This is a genomic window from Bosea vestrisii (genome assembly GCF_030144325.1).
GTDB lineage: Bacteria > Pseudomonadota > Alphaproteobacteria > Rhizobiales > Beijerinckiaceae > Allobosea > Allobosea vestrisii_A.
Window position 1 is genome coordinate 2191508 of record NZ_CP126307.1, and the last position, 18066, is coordinate 2209573.

Annotated in this window: 19 protein-coding genes and 1 tRNA gene; 11 read left to right on the forward strand and 9 right to left on the reverse strand. The window is 65.8% G+C overall.

The features are described from left to right. The first annotated feature begins 19 nt into the window (after window positions 1-19). Window positions 20-1450, forward strand: coding sequence for an MFS transporter (locus tag QO058_RS10950; protein ID WP_284172043.1), 1431 nt, complete (start codon window positions 20-22; stop codon window positions 1448-1450). 185 nt (window positions 1451-1635) lie between these two features. Then, window positions 1636-1920 carry a hypothetical protein gene (locus QO058_RS10955; protein ID WP_126115404.1) on the forward strand — a complete coding sequence of 95 codons (285 nt, stop codon included), beginning with the start codon at window positions 1636-1638 and terminating at the stop codon, window positions 1918-1920. A 55-nt stretch (window positions 1921-1975) separates the two neighbouring features. Here QO058_RS10955 and flbD read toward each other — a convergent pair whose 3' ends face one another. The 9 genes from flbD to QO058_RS11000 form a co-directional block, all read right to left on the reverse strand. Next, on the reverse strand, window positions 1976-3340 hold the full coding sequence (flbD, locus tag QO058_RS10960) for a sigma-54-dependent transcriptional regulator FlbD (RefSeq protein ID WP_284172044.1): 1365 nt from the start codon (window positions 3338-3340) through the stop codon (window positions 1976-1978). Window positions 3341-3384: 44 nt separating this feature from the next. Further along, complete coding sequence (gene fliN / locus QO058_RS10965; protein ID WP_284172045.1) at window positions 3385-3741, reverse strand: flagellar motor switch protein FliN; 357 nt, start codon at window positions 3739-3741, stop codon at window positions 3385-3387. Window positions 3742-3746: 5 nt separating this feature from the next. Beyond that, window positions 3747-4331 (reverse strand): FliH/SctL family protein, encoded by a 585-nt coding sequence (locus QO058_RS10970; protein WP_284172046.1) that lies wholly within the window; start codon window positions 4329-4331, stop codon window positions 3747-3749. Window position 4332: 1 nt separating this feature from the next. Beyond that, entirely contained in the window at window positions 4333-5337 is a 1005-nt protein-coding gene (gene fliG, locus QO058_RS10975) for a flagellar motor switch protein FliG (protein WP_284172867.1), read from the reverse strand. Window positions 5338-5432: 95 nt separating this feature from the next. Further along, window positions 5433-7121, reverse strand: coding sequence for a flagellar basal-body MS-ring/collar protein FliF (gene fliF, locus QO058_RS10980; RefSeq protein WP_284172047.1), 1689 nt, complete (start codon window positions 7119-7121; stop codon window positions 5433-5435). Window positions 7122-7321: 200 nt separating this feature from the next. Further along, on the reverse strand, window positions 7322-7597 hold the full coding sequence (sciP, locus tag QO058_RS10985; protein ID WP_038359348.1) for a CtrA inhibitor SciP: 276 nt from the start codon (window positions 7595-7597) through the stop codon (window positions 7322-7324). 223 nt (window positions 7598-7820) lie between these two features. Then, window positions 7821-8498 carry a flagellar hook assembly protein FlgD gene (locus tag QO058_RS10990; RefSeq protein ID WP_284172048.1) on the reverse strand — a complete coding sequence of 226 codons (678 nt, stop codon included), beginning with the start codon at window positions 8496-8498 and terminating at the stop codon, window positions 7821-7823. Window positions 8499-8512: 14 nt separating this feature from the next. Continuing rightward, window positions 8513-9394: a flagellar hook-length control protein FliK gene (locus QO058_RS31065; RefSeq protein WP_347976312.1), complete on the reverse strand. Its 882-nt coding sequence runs from the start codon at window positions 9392-9394 to the stop codon at window positions 8513-8515. Next, entirely contained in the window at window positions 9276-10124 is an 849-nt protein-coding gene (locus QO058_RS11000; protein WP_284172049.1) for a hypothetical protein, read from the reverse strand. Before QO058_RS11000 ends, QO058_RS31065 begins: the two co-directional genes overlap by 119 nt. A gap of 251 nt (window positions 10125-10375) precedes the next feature. Here QO058_RS11000 and mnmA point away from each other — a divergent pair, with 251 nt between their 5' ends. From mnmA to QO058_RS11045, 9 genes are all read left to right on the forward strand, one after another. Continuing rightward, window positions 10376-11560, forward strand: coding sequence for a tRNA 2-thiouridine(34) synthase MnmA (mnmA, locus tag QO058_RS11005; RefSeq protein ID WP_284172050.1), 1185 nt, complete (start codon window positions 10376-10378; stop codon window positions 11558-11560). After that, a complete protein-coding gene (locus QO058_RS11010; protein WP_284172051.1) occupies window positions 11557-12186 on the forward strand; it encodes a class I SAM-dependent methyltransferase in 630 nt (209 codons plus the stop codon). Before mnmA ends, QO058_RS11010 begins: the two co-directional genes overlap by 4 nt. Before the next feature lie 90 nt (window positions 12187-12276). Continuing rightward, a tRNA-Met gene (locus tag QO058_RS11015) sits at window positions 12277-12353 on the forward strand. 342 nt (window positions 12354-12695) lie between these two features. Then, window positions 12696-13085: a c-type cytochrome gene (locus tag QO058_RS11020; RefSeq protein WP_284172052.1), complete on the forward strand. Its 390-nt coding sequence runs from the start codon at window positions 12696-12698 to the stop codon at window positions 13083-13085. 436 nt (window positions 13086-13521) lie between these two features. Then, the gene (locus tag QO058_RS11025) at window positions 13522-14337 is read left to right on the forward strand and encodes a cytochrome c oxidase subunit II (protein WP_284172053.1); all 816 of its coding nucleotides are present in this window, start codon (window positions 13522-13524) and stop codon (window positions 14335-14337) included. A 63-nt stretch (window positions 14338-14400) separates the two neighbouring features. Further along, window positions 14401-16161 (forward strand): cbb3-type cytochrome c oxidase subunit I, encoded by a 1761-nt coding sequence (locus tag QO058_RS11030; protein ID WP_284172054.1) that lies wholly within the window; start codon window positions 14401-14403, stop codon window positions 16159-16161. A 12-nt stretch (window positions 16162-16173) separates the two neighbouring features. Further along, a complete protein-coding gene (locus tag QO058_RS11035) occupies window positions 16174-16896 on the forward strand; it encodes a cytochrome c oxidase subunit 3 (RefSeq protein ID WP_284172055.1) in 723 nt (240 codons plus the stop codon). Window positions 16897-16919: 23 nt separating this feature from the next. Then, complete coding sequence (locus tag QO058_RS11040; RefSeq protein WP_284172056.1) at window positions 16920-17642, forward strand: heme-copper oxidase subunit III family protein; 723 nt, start codon at window positions 16920-16922, stop codon at window positions 17640-17642. Between the two features lie 11 nt (window positions 17643-17653). Further along, a complete protein-coding gene (locus QO058_RS11045) occupies window positions 17654-17989 on the forward strand; it encodes a cytochrome C oxidase subunit IV family protein (RefSeq protein ID WP_284172057.1) in 336 nt (111 codons plus the stop codon). Window positions 17990-18066: the final 77 nt, after the last annotated feature.

Sequence of the window (18066 nt, forward strand, 5' to 3'; positions counted from 1 at the left end):
CTGCCGAAGGGACGACCTTTTGAACGAAGGACGCGAGAGTTCAGGCGAGATCGTCACCGATATTCCGGCCAGGCTCGACCGCTTGCCCTGGTCGCGGTTCCACACGCTCGTCGTCGTCGCGCTCGGCATCACCTGGATCCTCGACGGGCTCGAGGTCACCCTCGCCGGCGCCGTGTCTGGCGCCCTCAAGGAAAGCCCGGTGCTGCGCTTCACCAACACCGAGGTCGGGATGGCGGGCGCCGCCTATCTCGCCGGTGCGGTCCTCGGGGCGGTTTTCTTCGGCTGGCTGACCGATCGGCTCGGCCGCAAGAAGCTCTTCACCATCACCGTCCTTGTCTATCTGAGCGCGACTGCCGCGACCGCCTTCTCCTGGAATCTGTGGAGTTTCCTGCTCTTCCGCTTAGTGACCGGGATGGGCATCGGCGGCGAATACACCGCGATCAATTCGGCGATCCAGGAGCTGGTGCCGGCACGCGTGCGCGGCTGGACCGACCTCGTCATCAACGGCTCTTTCTGGGTCGGCGCCGCGATCGGCGGCGTCGCCGCCATCGTCCTGCTCGATCCCAATCTGGTCTCTCCCGACACCGGCTGGCGCCTCGCCTTCTTCATCGGTGCCGTGCTCGGCCTGATCATCATGATACTCCGACGCTGGATTCCCGAGAGCCCGCGCTGGCTGATGAGCCATGGCCGAATCGCCGAAGCCGAGCGGGTCGTTGCCCACATCGAATCCTTCTCACCGCCGCAGCCAGCCGCCAAACTGCCGACGCTCACCCTGCGCCCGCGCTCGCGCACGCCGATGAGCGAAGTGGCTCACACGCTCTTCGTTACGCATCGGCCACGCACGCTGGTGGCGCTGGCGCTAATGACGTCGCAGGCCTTCTTCTACAATGCCATCTTCTTCACCTATGCGTTGATCCTGACCGATTTCTACGCCGTTCCGTCGCAGGCGATCGGCTGGTTCATCCTGCCCTTCGCCGCCGGCAACTTCCTCGGCCCGCTCCTGCTCGGCAGGCTTTTCGACACGCTCGGCCGGCGCCCCATGATCGCCGGGACCTATATCTTGTCCGGCCTGCTCCTCGCCGGGACCGGCTTCTTGTTCGCACGCGAGATGGTCAGCGCCAGCCAGCTCACCATCTGCTGGAGCATCGTCTTCTTCTTCGCATCCGCCGCGGCGAGTTCAGCGTATCTGACCGTGAGCGAGACCTATCCACTCGAGATCAGGGCCCTTGCGATCGCGGTGTTCTATTCGCTCGGCACCGGGCTCGGCGGCGTCGCCGGGCCGTGGCTCTTCGGCGCGCTGATCGATACCGGCTCGCGGATGAGCGTGCTCGGCGGCTATCTGTTCGGCGCCGTGTTGATGATCGGCGCCGGGCTGATCGCCTGGCGCTTTGCGGTCAAGGCCGAGCGCCGCTCGCTCGAAGACATCAGCAAGCCGCTGGGAGCGGTCTGAGAATGAGGCGGACATCGGCGAAGCGATTGCGCCTCAGACCGTCGCAACAAGCTAACGGCCGGTATCCCGCGCCGTCGGCCCTTTGTAACCATCATCACAACGCCAGCGTGACGATCGGTCAAAAAGGGGAATAGAGTGGCCTCGTGGGAACGCGGCGCCCGGATCGAACCAACTGGAGGCATGACATGGATAGACGTTCATTCGTAATGGCGCTCTTTGGCGGTCTCGCCGCTGCCAGCGTCGGCGGCATCGCCGCCTCTGAAGCTGCACAGCCCAAGCTCGCCCCGCTCCCGGCCAAGAAGCCGGAAGAGCTGCCGGAGGAACTGAAGGAGGGCCTCGATAAGACCGATGCCGACTTCAGCCAGTATTATTATTATCGCCGGCCGCGCTATTATCGGCGTCACTATTACCGCCCGCGCTACTATTACCGCCCGCGGCGCTCTTATTACCGTCGCCGCTACTACTACTGAGCGGCCGGGACCGGGCCGGGGCAGAAGCCCCGGCCCGTTTCAATTTCGGGGCCGTTCAAAGAGAGTTTGTCCGCGCCTGCCCCGGCTCGGCCACCGGAACGCCGTCTGCAACGTATTCGCTGAGCTTGTTGCGCAGCGTCCGGATCGAGATGCCCAATATCTTGGCGGCATGGGTCCGGTTGCCGAGGCAATGATCGAGCGTATCGAGGATGAGATCGCGCTCGACATCGGCGACCGTGCGCCCGACAAGGCCGCGCGTAACCGCTTCGGCGGTCTGCGCCGCCCGCGTCGCGACATCGCGCCCACTGGCCGGACCGAGCGTCTCGCCCTCGGGCGTCAGCATCGCCTCGGTACCGATCTCGACGCCCTGCGCCAGCAGAACGGCGCGGTGCACGGTGTTCTCGAGTTCACGGACATTGCCGCGCCAGCCATTGCCGAGCAGGAGCTTGCGCGCGTCGGCCGCGATCGGGCGCAGCGGCAACCCGTTCAGCTCGGCGTATTTCTTGGCGAAATGGTCGGCGAGCGCCAGGATGTCGCCCGGCCGCTCGCGCAGCGCCGGCAGGCGCAGGTGCACGACGTTCAGCCGGTAGAACAGATCCTCGCGGAAGGAGCCCTCGCGCACGGCATCGCCGAGATTGCGATTCGAGGTCGCGATGATGCGCAGGTCGACCTTGACGGCTTGCGAGCCGCCGACCCGATCGATCATTCGCTCCTGCAGCGCCCGCAAGAGCTTGGCCTGCAGGCGCACATCCATCTCGGAAATTTCATCGAGCAGCAACGTGCCGCCATTCGCCTCCTCGAACTTGCCGATCCGCCGTGCGATCGCGCCGGTGAAGGCGCCCTTCTCATGGCCGAACAACTCCGATTCGAGCAGGTTGTCGGGAATTGCCGCGCAGTTCACCGCGACGAAGGGCTTGTCCTTGCGCAGTGACTTCTGGTGCAGATGCTGTGCGATCATCTCCTTGCCGGTGCCGCTCTCGCCGGTGACCAGGATCGGCGCATCGGAGCGCGCGATCTGGTTGGCGAGCTGGACGACGCGCTCCATCGCGGGATCGCGCCAGATCAGGCTCGCCTTGTCGCCCGTGACTGCGGCGAGCACGGCCGCGATCAACTCCGGATCGGGCGGCAGCGGCACGTATTCGCGCGCGCCGGCCTGGATCGCGGCGACGGCGGCGCGGGCATCGGTCGAGGTGCCGCAGGCGACGAGCGGGGTGCGGATGCGCTCGGCATCGAGCGCCGCGACCAGCTTGGCGATCGGCTGCTCGACATCGACCATCAAGAGGTCGCCGCCCTTGGTGCGCAGCACGGCCAGCGCCTGCTCGATGCTCTCGGCATGGGTGACGGCGGCGCCCTGCGCGACCGCGATTTTCGCGGCGGTGATGAGCTGGCCCTTGAGGCTGCCGACGATGATGAGGCGCATGACTCAGGCCTTCCTTGAAAGATGCATTCGCTCCGACCGGCTCGTCACCGGTCGGTCTTGATGATTTCCGTCATGGTGACGCCGAGGCGCTCCTCGACCACGACGACCTCGCCGCGCGCCACCAGGCGCTCGTTGACGAAGATGTCGATCGCCTCACCGACACGCCGGTCGAGCTCGAGCACGGTGCCGGGCGTGACGCGCAGGAGATCGCCGACCGCGATCCGCGACGAGCCCAGCACGGCGGAGACCGTGACCGGCACGTCGAAGACCTGCTCGAGATCCTCCGCCGTCTTGACCGGGACCGGCCCGGAGCGCGCGATCGAGTCGCCCCCGGCATTATGGTCGAAGGAGAGGTCGGCCGGATTGAGCGGCGGCAGGTTGAGATCGTTTTCGTTCGGCATCTTGCTTACCCCGCTTCCGGCCCGAAGACGGCCTTGACCGCCCTGTCGACCGCTTCGTCGAGCTCTGCGCGCTCGATCGCAATACCGCCATCGGCCCATTCGAGCCGGCCGTCGCCGATGGCGATGTCCGGCTCGCCAAGCACGACGATCCGGCCGGCAAAGCCGGTCTCGCGAGCGAGCCCGGAGAGTTTCCCCTCGACGGTCTCGACCAGACTTTCATGCACCCGGATCGCCAGATGCGGCGCATGCCGGGCATGGGCCAGGCATTCGCGCGCCGCTGCGAGCAGTTGCACCAGCGGCTTGTCGGCCAATGCGGCGCCGGCGAGGCTGCGCGCCGTCGCGATCGCAAGCTGCGCTGCCTGGGCCTCGATTTCCGCCAGGCGCTCATCCTGCTGCGCCAGCAACCGCTCGCCATGGCGCACCAGTTGCGCCAGCAGGCTTCCCAGCCGCTGCTCGGACTCATGCCGCGCCTGGTCGAGGCCGCTATGGAAGCCCTCTGCCCTGGCAGCCTCGAGCGCGGCTTCGTCGACCGCCTTGCGGCCATTGCCGCGGAAGTCGGTGTCGAACATGAATTTCTTGGCTGCTGCCATCTCAGTACACCAGCTCGTCTTCGGAATTGCCCTTGGCGATGACGATCTCGCCCTTCTCGGCGAGGTCCTTGGCCAGGGTCACCATCTTCATCTGCGCCTCGTCGACCTCCTTGAGCCGCAGCGGGCCGAGCCCCTGCATATCGTCCTGCAGATTCTTGGAGGCGCGCTGCGACATCGCCCCGAGGAAGAAGGCGCGCATCTCCTCGTTGGCGCCCTTGAGGGCGCGGGCGAGCATGTCCTTGTCGACCTGGCGCATCAGCGTCTGCAGTCCGGCGGAATCGAGTTTTCCGAGGTCCTCGAAGGTGAACATCAGGGCGCGGATGCGCTCGGCCGAGTCCTGGTTGGTCACGTCGAGCGCGGCGAGGAAGCGCACCTCGGTCTGGCGGTCGAAGCCGTTGAAGATCTCCGCCATCATCTCGTGCGGATCGCGCCGGCGCGTCTGCGTCAGCGTCGAGACGAACTCGGTGCGAAGCGTGTTCTCGATATGGTCGAGCGCCTCCTTCTGCACCGATTCCATGCGCAGCATCCGCCCGACCACCTCGATGGAAAGCTCGTTCGGCAGGTTGCGCAGCACATTCGCCGAATGATCGGGCCGGATGCGTGAGAGAATCACCGCGATCGTCTGCGGGTATTCGTTCTTCAGGAAGTTCGCCAGCACGACGGCGTCGATATTGCCGAGCTTTTGCCACATGTTGCGGCCGGCGGGACCGCGGATTTCCTCCATGATCAGTGCGACCTGATCGGTCGGCAGGATCTTCTCGAGCAGCGAGATCGTACGGTCGAATGAGCCGGTGATCGCGCCGGCGCTGGAGAGCCTGCCGACGAAATCGAGCATCAGCTTCTCGACCTGGTCGGAATCGACCGTGCCGAGCTCCGCCATCGCCCGGGTGATGATGCGGATCTCCTCGTCGTCGAACTCCTCCCAGATCGCCCGGCCATGCTCCTCGCCAAGCACGAGCAGGATGACGGCGGCCCGCTGCGGCCCGGTCATGCTCTCGACCGACATCGGTCCGTCGCCATAGCTCGCAGCTTCGCCGTCGGAGCCGGAGCTCTTGCTGCGGGTTGCGATGGAGCGTGTCGCGGCCATGGTTCAGGCTCCCGTCACGCTGGTGCTTTCTCGTGGATCCAGCCGCGCAGCACCGCGACGGAATCCGCCGGGTTCTGTGAGACCATGGCGCCGATCTTTTCGACCGACTGGGCCTTGAGCTGGCCCTTGATCTGCGCGATGGCGAGCATCCGTTCCGATGGTGCCTCGACATCGACTTGGCCGGCGTCTGCGCCGCCAGCCGAGCCCGCTCCGCCGGAGACGGAGGAGAACGTCGCCGGGTCACCGGTGCCCTGGTCGACGACGAGCATGCCGTTGCGCATGAAGCTCGGAAGGGCCCTGGCCTCGCGATCTGGCGCGAGCACCTGCTTGAGCAACGGGCGCACCACCACCATCAGAACGATCAGGATGAGGAGCGCGATCACGCCCATCTCGGCAAAGCGCACGAGGTCCTCCCTGGTGAAGGAGGTGAGCTGCTGCATCAGCGTCTGCTCGGTCAGGTCCGTCGGGGCCTGAGGCGCCTCGGCGAAGCGCAGATTGACGACCTCGACCTGGTCGCCGCGCTGGCGGTCGAAGCCGATCGCGGTCCGCACCAGCTGGCCGATGCGCTCCAGTTCCTCCGGCGACCGCGGCTGATAGTTCGTCTCGTTGCCCTGGCGGCTGTAGACGCCATCGACCAGCACGGCGACGGAGAGCTTGCGGACACGCCCGCCATCCTGCACCTCGGTGCGGGTCGTGCGAGAGATCTCGTAATTGACGACCTCCTCGTTCTTCGAACTGCTGTCGCGCTGCTGGCCCTGCTGCTGGCCCTGGTTCTGCTGCGCGCCCGGCAACTCGTTGCCGACGGTGACGCCCTCGCGCTGCTCGTTGGTGGCGGAGGCCTCCGTCCGGTTCTGGCTCGAGCGGATGACCTTGCTCTCGGGATCGAATGTCTCGGAACGGCTCTCGATCCGGTTCGTATCGAGCGTCGCCGAGACCTGCACGCGGGCGCGACCCGGCCCGACGATGCTGGCGACGATATCGTCGACCTGCGCCTTGATCCGCCGCTCCATCGCTCCCTGGCGCTCGTCCAGCGCCACGCCGACCATGCCCTGCTCGCCTTGCGCACCGTCGGCGAGGAGCCGGCCGCGCTCGTCGACGATCGAGACCCGTTCGGGCTTAAGCCCGTCGACCGCCGAGGAGACGAGGTGGCGGACCGCCCGGACCTGGGCGGCGTCGAGGTCACCGGCGAGCTTGAGCGCGATCGAAGCCCGAGGCGGCTCGCGGTCACGCTCGAACAGGCGCCGCTCGGGAATGACGAGATGGACGCGCGCTGCCTGGACCCGGCTGATCGAGCGGATGGTGCGCGAGAGCTCGCCTTCGAGCGCGCGCAGATGGTTGATGTTCTGGACGAAGCTCGTCGAGGAAAAGGCGTCGCCCTTGTCGAAGATCTCGTAACCGACGCCACCACCCGACGGGATGCCCTTGCCGGCGAGATCGAGCCGCAACCGCGGTACGTCGGCGCGCGGCGCCAGGATCGTTTGCCCATCGCTTCGCAGCTCGTATTTCACACCCCGCGTATCGAGATCCTTGACGATGGCGCTGACGTCCTGGCTCGACAGGTCGGCGAAGAGCACGCCCATCGCCGGCTGCGACATGCGCAGCATCACGAAGGCGAAGAAGCCGATCAGCGCCAGCGTCACCGCCAGCATCGCTGCCAGCCGCGCCGCACCGAATCTCCGGAACTGATCGACTAGCCCGTTCACGCCACGTTTCCGTTGCCCGGTGCCTGCGAAACCAACGCGCAGACACACCACTAGGCAAGTTTTTCCCAGTGCATGGTTAGCACCGGGTTAACAGCGGTTAGGAAACGGGCAATTCGGCCGGAAAGACACACCGCCGCAAACGCGAAAAGGCGCCGGCCGCTCGGCCGACGCCCGATAAACCCGGCGGATCGCCTGCAGGGTTACTGGCGGTAGTGCTGAATACGGGTGGTGCGCAGGCCGGCGAGACCATGCTGGTCGATCGACATCTGCCAACTCAGGAATTCGTCGACCGTCAGCGTGTAGCGCTGGCAGGCCTCCTCCAGGCTGAGAAGGCCACCGCGTACGGCGGCGACGACCTCAGCCTTGCGCCGGATCACCCAGCGACGCGTATTCATCGGCGGCAGGTCGGCAATGGTCAGCGGACTCCCATCGGGTCCGATCACATATTTGACGCGCGGTCGCAGCGGCTCGGTCATGGTAACTCTCACACAACTCAACAGACCTACTGCCCAGGAGCCTAACCCCGACGGGCTTAAATTTTGCCTAAAGCAATCACACAGGCTTTCGGCATGGCTCATGGCGCTTTCCATCCGCGCTTTCCGCCCAACCGGCTGCGGTCGAGCGGCGAGAGTTCACTCATTCGGCGGGCTGGCGCAGGTTCTGATCGCAAAAGCGGTTTCCACCTTTGCCGAACATGCGTCAGGAGCTGCTCTTCACCGATTTGACCTTGTCGAGCGGCACCTTGATCGCTCCGATCAGCAGCGTCGGCACTGCGGTCGAGAAGTCGATGCCGTCGACCTTGCCGGTGATTTCGGTCTTGACCGTGATCGCCGCGCCGGAGACGTCGGTGCCGTCCACCGTGATGGTGTACTCCCCGGCCGGCGCCACCGAACCCGTCGAGGTCTTGCCGTCCCAGCTATAGGTCTGGTCGCCGACGACGAGTGTCTTGCTGCCGCTGTAGACCACCTTGCCGCTGGCATCCTTGATCGTGACGGTGCCGGTGCCGCCTTTGGAGGCATTGAGCTTCCACTCCGCCTTGCCGTCCTTGAGCTGTGTCGCCGCTCCGTCCGCCGTGACTGTCTGGCCTACGAAGCCGATCGCGCTCGCGCCCGTCGTCGCCTTGCTGACGCCGAGCAGCGCGCTCAGCGTCTCGTTCTGCTTGAGCTGCTGCTCGACACCGGCGAACTGCACCAGCTGCTGGGTGAACTGGTTGGTGTCGAGCGGGTCGAGCGGGTTCTGGTTCTTGAGCTGTGTCGTCAGCAGGCTGAGGAACTGGTCGAAATTATTGGCGATCGACGTGCCGCTGCCGGTCGCGGTGTTGTTCTGCGCCGCCGCGATCTGCTGGGGGCTCCAGGTGCCAGTGTTGGAAACGGCCATTGCCCGTCCCTCCTTCAGATGCTGAGATCGACGCCGCCGAGGCGGCCGCCGGTTCGCGGCAATGTCGCCGCTTTGGTGATGAGTGCACTATCATCTGTGGCCTGGACCCAGGCGCGGCGGCCGCGCGGCGTCTCGTCATCCTGCCGCTGCTGGCGCGCACCCGCCTGCTGGTCGCTGGAATCGCGCAGGCTCATGTCGATGCCGCCTTCCGACGGCTTCAGGCCGGCCTGCTCGAAGGCGCGCTCGAGCGTGCGTGCATCGCGTTGAAGCATATGCAGCGTCTCGACCCGGTCGACCGTCAGCTTGGCGCTGACCTCGCCCTTGTCGGAGATTTCCAGAGTGACATCGATGCGCCCGAGCTCGGCCGGATCGAGCCTTATGTCGAAACGCTTGTTGCCGGCGAGCGCCCGGGCGCCGATCTCGACCGGCACGACGTGGAGCGGCGTCGCCCGGCCCGTCTCGCCAGAGACCAGCTTGTGGGCGGCCTCAGCCTGGGCATGGGCCGTCGCCTGCGAGGCAGCGTCGAGCTCGGTCAACGGTGCCTGCGGCGCGGTCAGGGTCTGCGGCCCGACCGCGAGGAGGGCCTGCGGGTTCAAGGGCGCACTGGCTGGCTGCGGGCTGGCGGCCGGTGCGGCATCATCCGCGGTGCTGGCTTGCGCGGGCTGGCTCGTCGCGATCGCCTCGGCCGGCTTGATCTCGCCACCTCCGGTGGCTGCCGTCGCCTTGCCTGTCTCGACCGCTTCCTTCGGAACCGCCGGGCCGTCGACCGTCTTGGCATCACCTTGCTGCGGCGCCGCGCCGGATGGCGCTTCGCCTTTGGTCTTGCCCCCTACGGCCGGGGGGCTGTGCCGGCACGCCGGCCTTGACGCCAGCCACGGCGGCTTCGCCACCCGCACCGGCCTGACCGTCAACCTTCAGCAACGCCGCCGGGACCGGCAGGACGACGCTGGTCGCAGCCGGCTCTCCGTGTGCCCCCGCCTCGCTGGTCGCCGCGACCGCCTGCCCTTCCGGCTTGCTCTCCGGCGTGGCAGCACCATCCGGCTTGGCCTGTTCGCCGCCCTGGAGCGTCAGCGCCGCCAGCGCCAGAAACTCGGCCGCGACGGTGGGAACCGGCGCTGGCTGTGGCACAACGACGGGAGCGGCCTGTTCCTCAAGCGTGTTCTTGCCGACGACGGGCAACCCGTCGAGCGCGGCCGGCGCGGCTTTCTGTTCTTCACTTGCCTTGCCACCGGCTGGTTTGTCACCAGCAGCCGTCTCAGCCTTCTTGCCATCGGCAGCCGTGGCGTCCTTCGTCGATGTCTCGTCGGTTGCAGGCTCCGTCTTCGCCTTGTCGGGCCGGTCGATCGCGCCTGCCGACTTCCGGTCCTTGCCGGCCTCATCGGCACGAGCGGACGACCTGGTCTCGGCGTTGGCCTCCTTGCGGACGCCCTCATCGGACCTCAAGGGCTCGCGCAGCTCCGCGCTATCGCGTGAATTGCGGTCGTCCTCGACGCGCGGACGCGGCCGCTCCACCGGCTCCGGCGGCAGGGCGAAGGCCTGCTCGGGCTCGCTCCGCTCGGGGCTGCGGCGGCTCGGAGGCGTAATCTCAGGCAGCGCGGACGAACGCGAGACCGGCGCGGCGGACATGGGATACTCTCCGGAACAGAACCGTGACGACGTGGCCGCCATGTCCGGAGCAAGAGGTGAGCCAACCGGAAAACCAAACCGTTTCAGTAGCTTGGCTGAATCGCACCCTGCCCTGACCCGGCAGGAATCGCTTCCTCGGGTTACCTGGCCCGGCAGGAATTGCCGGCCTTGTGCTGGCCCGCATCTGTCAAAACCGCTATAGAGCGCCCAAATCCTCGGACGCTTCACGTCCGAACCCGCCCGGAATTCCGATGACCGCTTCGCTCAACTCGCTCGACATCGCCAAGCCGCCTGCGGCGACGCGCGTCGTCGCGGCCATGTCGGGCGGTGTCGATTCCTCGGTCGTCGCAGCGCTGCTGAAGCGCCAGGGCTACGACGTCGTCGGCGTCACGCTGCAGCTCTACGACCATGGCGCCGCTGTGCACCGCGCCGGGGCCTGCTGCGCCGGCCAGGACATTCACGATGCCCGCCGCGTCGCCGAGGCGATCGGCATCCCCCATTACGTGCTCGACTATGAGAGCCGCTTCCGCGACGCGGTGATCGAGCGCTTTGCCGAGAGCTATCTTGCCGGCGAGACGCCGATCCCCTGCGTCGAGTGCAATCGCACCGTGAAGTTCCGCGACCTGCTCGGCCTCGCCCGCGAGCTCGGAGCCGATGCGCTCGCCACCGGCCACTATGTCGCCAGCAGCGACCTCGGCAACGGCCATCGCGGCCTGTTCCGCGCCGCCGATGAGAGCCGTGACCAGAGCTATTTCCTCTATGCGACGACGCAGGAGCAGCTCGATTTGCTGCGCTTCCCGCTCGGCGGGCTCGACAAGGCCCAGACCCGGATGCTCGCCGCCGAGTTCGGCCTCGCCATCGCCGACAAGCCCGACAGCCAGGACATCTGCTTCGTGCCGAACGGCCGCTATGCCGAGGTGATCGAGCGGCTGAAGCCTGGCGCCGCCCGCCCCGGCGCCATCGTCCATCTCGACGGCCGCGTGCTCGGCGAGCACGAGGGCGTGCTGCGCTACACGGTCGGCCAGCGCAAGGGTCTCGGCATCAGCGGCGCCGAGCCGCTCTATGTCGTCGCGCTCGACGCCGCGAACGCCCGCGTCATCGTCGGCCCGCGCGAGGCGCTGAGCGTCAGCCGCGTCGACCTGCGCGACCTGAACTGGCTCAGCGATATTCCGCTCGCCGAGCTGCCGTCCGGTGGCATCGAGGTCGCGGTTCGTGTCCGCTCGACCCGCGCTCCGCGCGAGGCCCGCCTGCTCGCCGACGACAAAGGGGTCCATGTCCTGCTCGCGCAGGGCGAGGAGGGCGTCTCGCCCGGCCAGGCCTGCGTGATCTACGACCATGCCGGCAGCGGAGCCCGCGTGCTCGGCGGCGGCGTCATCATGGCCAACCGGGCCCCGCGCCCGGCGCCACAGCCCGAGCCTGCCTACGCCATCACATGACGACGACGAACGGTCTCGACGCGCAAAGGCGCGTCTACGCGGTCTGGGCGAAATTCTACGACCGGGTCTATCAGGGCCTGCTCGCCCGCGCCCAGCGCGAGGCGGTGGCCGCGGCCTGCGCCAGCGGCCGTGACATCCTCGAGATCGGCGTCGGCACCGGCCTGACCCTGCCCTATTTCGAGCGCGACAAGCAGGTCGTCGGCGCCGACCTCTCGCTCGACATGCTGCGCATGGCGCGAGCCAAGGTGCTGAGCCAGAAGCTCGACCATGTCCGCGGCCTGATGGTGATGGACGCCTGCCGGCTCGGCTTCGCCGACAACTCCTTCGACGCGGTCACCGCCCAGTTCGTCATCACTTTGGTCCCCGATCCCGAGCAGGCGCTGGCCGAGATGGACCGGGTGCTGCGCCCGGGCGGCGAGATCGTCATCTCCAGCCGCCTCGTCGACGATGGCGGCTTTGCCGCGCCGTTCTGGAAGCTGGTCGCGCCGCTGGCGAAGGCGATCGGCTGGAGCAGCGACTTCAAGGTCTCGCGCCTGACCGACTGGGCCGCGCGAACCGGCCGCTACGAGACTGTCCATGTCGGCCAGGGCTATTTCAAGGTGGTCAGGCTGCGGAAGCTCAGCTGACCGGCGCCATCAAGGCTTGACGCCGACACCCGCCGCCCCCTATATCCGCGCCGTCGCGATTGACCGCCGTCCACGGCGCGTCGCCATCGGGGCGGGGTAGCTCAGCTGGTTAGAGCAGCGGAATCATAATCCGCGTGTCGGGGGTTCGAGTCCCTCTCCCGCTACCAAAATATCTTTCATCGACATTCGATGACGACCGTAACCGGCTCCAAAAGGGCTGGTTTGTTTTGTTTCCGGTTCGTCGGCGGCCGTCGACTGTCACGCCGTTTGTTGGCCTTCCTGGTGGCCTCAGGGGAAGGCCAGCAGGTCCGAGGCCAACAATGCCCCTGACCGTGATTCCTAAGCTCGGCATTCTCATTCTAAGGCTGCCTCAGGCGGATTGCCGCGACGTCCATCGACCCCGGATTGGAGAGGGGCCGGCAATGATGTAAGCATATTGCGAAAGGTTGTGCGGCGCGGCCGCCCGTCCGGCGGATAGGGTCGCCTCCGAGTTCGAGGGAGAACCTTCGATGCTGCGTTGGACCTTGATGGCCTCGTTGATGTTTGCGGCCCTGCCTCATCCGGCCAAAGCGGTCGGCGATCCCGCCGCAGGTGAGAAGGTTTTCCTGAAGTGCCGCGCCTGCCACCAGATCGGAGAGACGGCCAAGAACGCCGTCGGGCCGAAACTGAATGGCCTTCTCGGTCGGCCGGCGGGATCGATCGAGGGCTACAGCTATTCGCCCGCCAACAAGAATTCCGGCATCACCTGGGATGAGCCCACGTTCCGGGATTACATCAAGGCGCCACAGGTGAAGATCCCGAGCACCAAGATGGTGTTTCCAGGTCTCAAGTCGGACCAGGAGATCGACGACATCGTCGCCTTCCTCAAGCAATTTGACGCGGACGGAAAGAAAAAATAGCCGGATCGGCGCTTGAATTCGGCCGCAGCCGCGTCGGGCTGCGATGTGGGTTCGATTGACAACCACCGCGAGCAGGACGACAACATCAGGTGACTATGGGCTGGAGGCTTGAATGTCCTGCAGTCCGGCTGAGAGTTTGTGCGTCAGATGCGACGCGTGGTCGTCCAGGCGAACCAAAGGTTCGGCGATGGCGAACAGGAAGCAAAGCTTGCAGCCCGACGGTGCGCTCGTCCGAGCCCGCGCCCAGCGGCAGTCATGTGCCGCCTCCGATCTTGTTGATCTCGATCGTTTTAAGCAATGGGCCCGCTTGGTTTCGGGCCCCAACCCCGTTTTCATATCGAAAATGAGCTCGTTTACGTAGCGCCGTGGCGCGTTACCTGTGCCGCGGCATTGCCTGGTTCCTGTTCATGCCGCCCTCGGCAAGGATGAAAAAGGAATGGGTATCGCGGTCGTCTTGGCTCTGGTCGTGATCGGCTCGGTGGTGTTCCACTTCCTGAGCCCGTGGTGGTGGACGCCGATCGCCTCCAACTGGGGCTATATCGACGACACTATCATCATCACGTTCTGGATCACCGGCGTCGTCTTCGCTGCCGTCGTCCTGTTCATGGCCTATTGCGTCCTCCGGTTTCGCCATCGCGAGGGCAACCGCGCGGCCTACGAGCCGGAGAACAAGCGGCTCGAATGGTGGCTCGCGATCGGCACCGGCGTCGGCGTCGCCGCCATGCTCGCACCCGGCCTCGTCGTCTGGCACCAGTTCATCACCGTCCCAAAGGACGCGACCATTGTCGAGGTCGTCGCCCAGCAATGGCAGTGGGCCTACCGGCTGCCGGGCGGCGATGGCCGGCTTGGTGCCTCCGATGTCGCCCACATCACCCCGGAGAATCCGCTCGGCGTCGATCCCAAGGATCCGCACGGGCAGGACGACGTCGTCATCCAGGGCGACAACCTCCATCTCCCGCTCGGCAAGTCGGTGAAGATGCTGCTGCGCGCGGTCGATGTCCTGCACAATTTCTATGTGCCGGAGTTCCGCGCCAAGATGGACATGATCCCGGGCAGCGTCACCTATTACTGGTTCACGCCAACGCGGGCCGGCACTTTCGACGTGCTGTGCGCCGAGCTCTGCGGTACCGGCCACACTTTCATGCGCGGCAATGTCGTGGTCGAGCCCGAGGGGAACTACCAGGCCTGGCTGCAGCAACAAAAAACCTTCGCCCAACTCCAGGCGCCGGTGAGGACGCAGGCGAAGAACTAGGGATCGATACGGGATCGAGCTCCGAAACAGGGGCCGCGTCCGAAAGGAGTGGGAGATGCTCCGATGGCCGACGTGACGCATGACGCAGCCGGACCGCTGTCGGCGGCCGAGGTCGACGATGTCGAGCTGTACCACCCGAAGAGCTGGATCACGAAGTACGTCTTCTCGCAGGATGCCAAGGTCATCGCCATCCAGTACTCCATGGTGGCGCTGGCGATCGGGCTGGTCGCCCTGGTCCTGTCCTGGCTGATGCGGCTGCAGCTCGGCTTCCCTGGCGCGTTCTCCTTCATCGACCCTGACCGCTACTATCAGTTCATCACCATGCACGGGATGATCATGGTGATCTATCTGCTGACTGCCTTGTTCCTCGGCGGCTTCGGCAACTATCTCATCCCGCTGATGCTCGGCGCGCGGGACATGGTGTTCCCCTATGTGAACATGCTGAGCTTCTGGATCTATTTCCTCGCCGTGCTGGTTCTCGTCGCCGGCTTCTTCCTACCGGGCGGACCGACGGGAGCGGGCTGGACGCTCTATCCGCCGCAGGCGATCCTCGCCAACACGCCCGGTCAGCAATGGGGCATCCTCGTGATGCTCGTCTCGCTGATCCTGTTCATCATCGGCTTCACCATGGGCGGGCTGAACTATGTCGTGACCGTGCTGCAAGGGCGGGCCAGAGGCATGACGCTGATGCGCATGCCGTTGACGATCTGGGGCATCTTCACCGCCACCGTCATGGCGCTGCTCGCCTTCCCGGCGCTCTTCGTCGGCGCCGTGATGATGCTGCTCGACCGGCTGATCGGCACGAGCTTCTTCATGCCGGCGATCGTCGCGATGGGAGAGCGGCTGGCCCACAAGGGCGGCAGCCCGATCCTGTTCCAGCACCTGTTCTGGTTCTTCGGCCATCCCGAGGTCTACATCGTGGCGCTGCCGGCCTTCGGCATCGTCTCCGACCTGATCAGCACCCATGCCCGCAAGAACATCTTCGGCTACCGCATGATGGTGTGGGCGCTGGTGGCGATCGGCGCGCTCAGCTTCGTCGTCTGGGCGCACCATATGTATGTCAGCGGCATGCACCCGGCCTTCGGGTTCTTCTTCGCCACAACGACGCTGATCATCGCGATCCCCACCGCGATCAAGGTCTATAACTGGGTGCTGACGCTCTGGCGCGGCGACATCCATTTGACCGTGCCGATGCTGTTCGCACTCGGCTTCATCGTCACCTTCGTGAATGGCGGGCTCACCGGCCTGTTCCTCGGCAATGTCGTCGTCGACGTGCCGCTCTCCGACACGATGTTCGTCGTCGCGCATTTTCACATGGTGATGGGCGTCGCGCCGATCCTCGTGATCTTCGGGGCGATCTACCATTGGTATCCGAAGGTCACCGGGCGGATGCTCGGCGATGTCCTCGGGAAGCTGCATTTCTGGGTGACCTTCCTCGGGGCCTACCTGATCTTCTTCCCGATGCACTATATCGGGCTGATGGGCGTGCCCCGCCGCTATCACGAGATCAGCGGGATGGCCTTCGTCCCGCCCTCGGCGGCAACGCTGAACGAGTTCATCACGATCGTCGCCTTGATCGTCGGCGCCGCCCAGCTCGTCTTCCTGTTCAACCTCATCTGGAGCGTCAGGCACGGCCGGCCGGCCGGCGGCAATCCCTGGCGCGCGACCACGCTGGAATGGCAGACGCCGCAGACGCCGCCCGCGCATGGCAACTGGGGCAAGACCCTGCCGGTGGTCTACCGCTGGGCCTATGATTACAGCGTGCCCGGCGCCGCGGAGGATTTCCTGCCGCAGAACCAGCCGCCGACCCCGCGGACCGCGTGACGAGGTGCCGCCATGGTCGGGATCGTCCTCTTCATGGTCCTGATGGCAGCCCTCGCCGGCTGGTGGCTGTCGCGCCAGGGGCTGGCCGACAAGCCGTGGCTCGAGGTCGGGGTGGGCGTCGAAGCCGGTGGTGCCGAGCTGCCGTCTTCCCCGACCGCGAAGGTCGGCCTCGGCGCCTTCCTCGTCGTGGCCGGCTCGCTGTTCTCGCTTCTGGTCAGCGCCTATTCCATGCGGATGGACATGGTGGACTGGCGCGCCCTGCCGATGCCGACCGTCCTGTGGTTCAGTACAGGCCTGCTGATCCTCGCAAGCATCGCCCTGCACATGGCGGTGATCGCCGCGCGCTGCGACGAACTCAGCCACGTCCGCTCCAGCATCCTTGCCGCCGGCGTGTGCTCGCTCGCCTTCCTCACAACTCAGGTGCTGGCATGGCGCGAGCTTGCCGCCTCCGGCTATTTCACCGCTGCCAATCCCGCCAGCGCCTTCTTCTACCTGATCACCGCAGTCCACGGCCTGCACATGCTGGGTGGGCTCGTGGCGCTTTACCGAACCAGCGTCAGGGCGTTCGCCCTATCGGCGACGAGCCCTCCGCGGGCGGTTGGCGAGCTCACGCTCAGCGTCGAGCTCTGCGCCCTCTACTGGCACTTCCTGCTGCTGGTCTGGCTCGTCCTGTTCAGCCTCCTCATGCGCTGGACGGATGATCTCATCGCGATCTGCCGCGGACTGCTGACTTAGAGGCTCCAAGCGAGGTCGGAACGATGAATGAGGTCGCGCCGCACACCCTGAACCCCAAGATCGGTCGCGCCCCCGGCTGGCAAGGGATCGTGGCGGATTGGTCGTCCGATCAGCGGGCCTTCAAGAACGTCTCCTGGGGGAAGGCCATGATGTGGATCTTCCTGCTCAGCGACACCTTCATCTTCGGCACGTTCCTCATCTCCTACATGACGGTCAGGATGTCGACGACCGTGCCCTGGCCCAATCCGAGCGAGGTCTTCGCGCTCGAGATCGCCGGCCACCATCTGCCCCTCATCCTGATCGCGATCATGACCTTCGTCCTGATCAGCAGCAGCGGCACCATGGCGATGGCGGTCAATTGCGGCTATCGCCGCGACCGCAAGAAGACCGCGATCCTGATGCTGCTGACTGCGGTGCTCGGCGCGGCCTTCGTCGGCATGCAGGCCTTCGAATGGTCGAAGCTGATTGCGGAAGGCGTCCGCCCCTGGGGCAATCCCTGGGGCGCAGAGCAGTTCGGCTCCAGCTTCTTCATGATCACCGGCTTCCACGGCACCCATGTCACGATCGGCGTAATCTTCCTGATCATCATCGCCCGGAAGGTCTGGCGCGGCGATTTCGACGATGAGCGGCGCGGCTTCTTCACGAGCCGGAGGGGGCATTACGAGATCGTCGAGATCACCGGGCTCTACTGGCACTTCGTCGATCTCGTCTGGGTCTTCATCTTCGCGCTGTTCTATCTCTGGTGAGAGAGGCCGCCATGTCGCAACCGACAACCCGTAACGAGGGGCAGCACCACCCGATCAGACTTTATCTCGTGGTCTGGGTGTGGCTGTTCATCCTCAGCGCTTGCTCCTACCTGGTCGATTTTTTCCACGTCGCCGGCTATCTTCGGTGGTCGCTGATCCTGATCTTCATGGCGCTCAAGGCCGGCCTGATCGTCGCCGTCTTCATGCACATGGCCTGGGAGCGACTGGCGCTGGCCTATGCGATCCTCGTCCCGCCGCTGGCTTTGCTGGTCTTCGTCGGGATCATGGTCTTTGAATCAAACTACACGCTCTTCACCCGGCTGGCGTTCTTCGTGGCGGGTTCATGACGGGCGATCTGGAGGCTCTTGGTCACTAGGCATGCCGGCGTCTGGGGAGGTTTTCGAGGAGGCAATGGCTCGCTCGA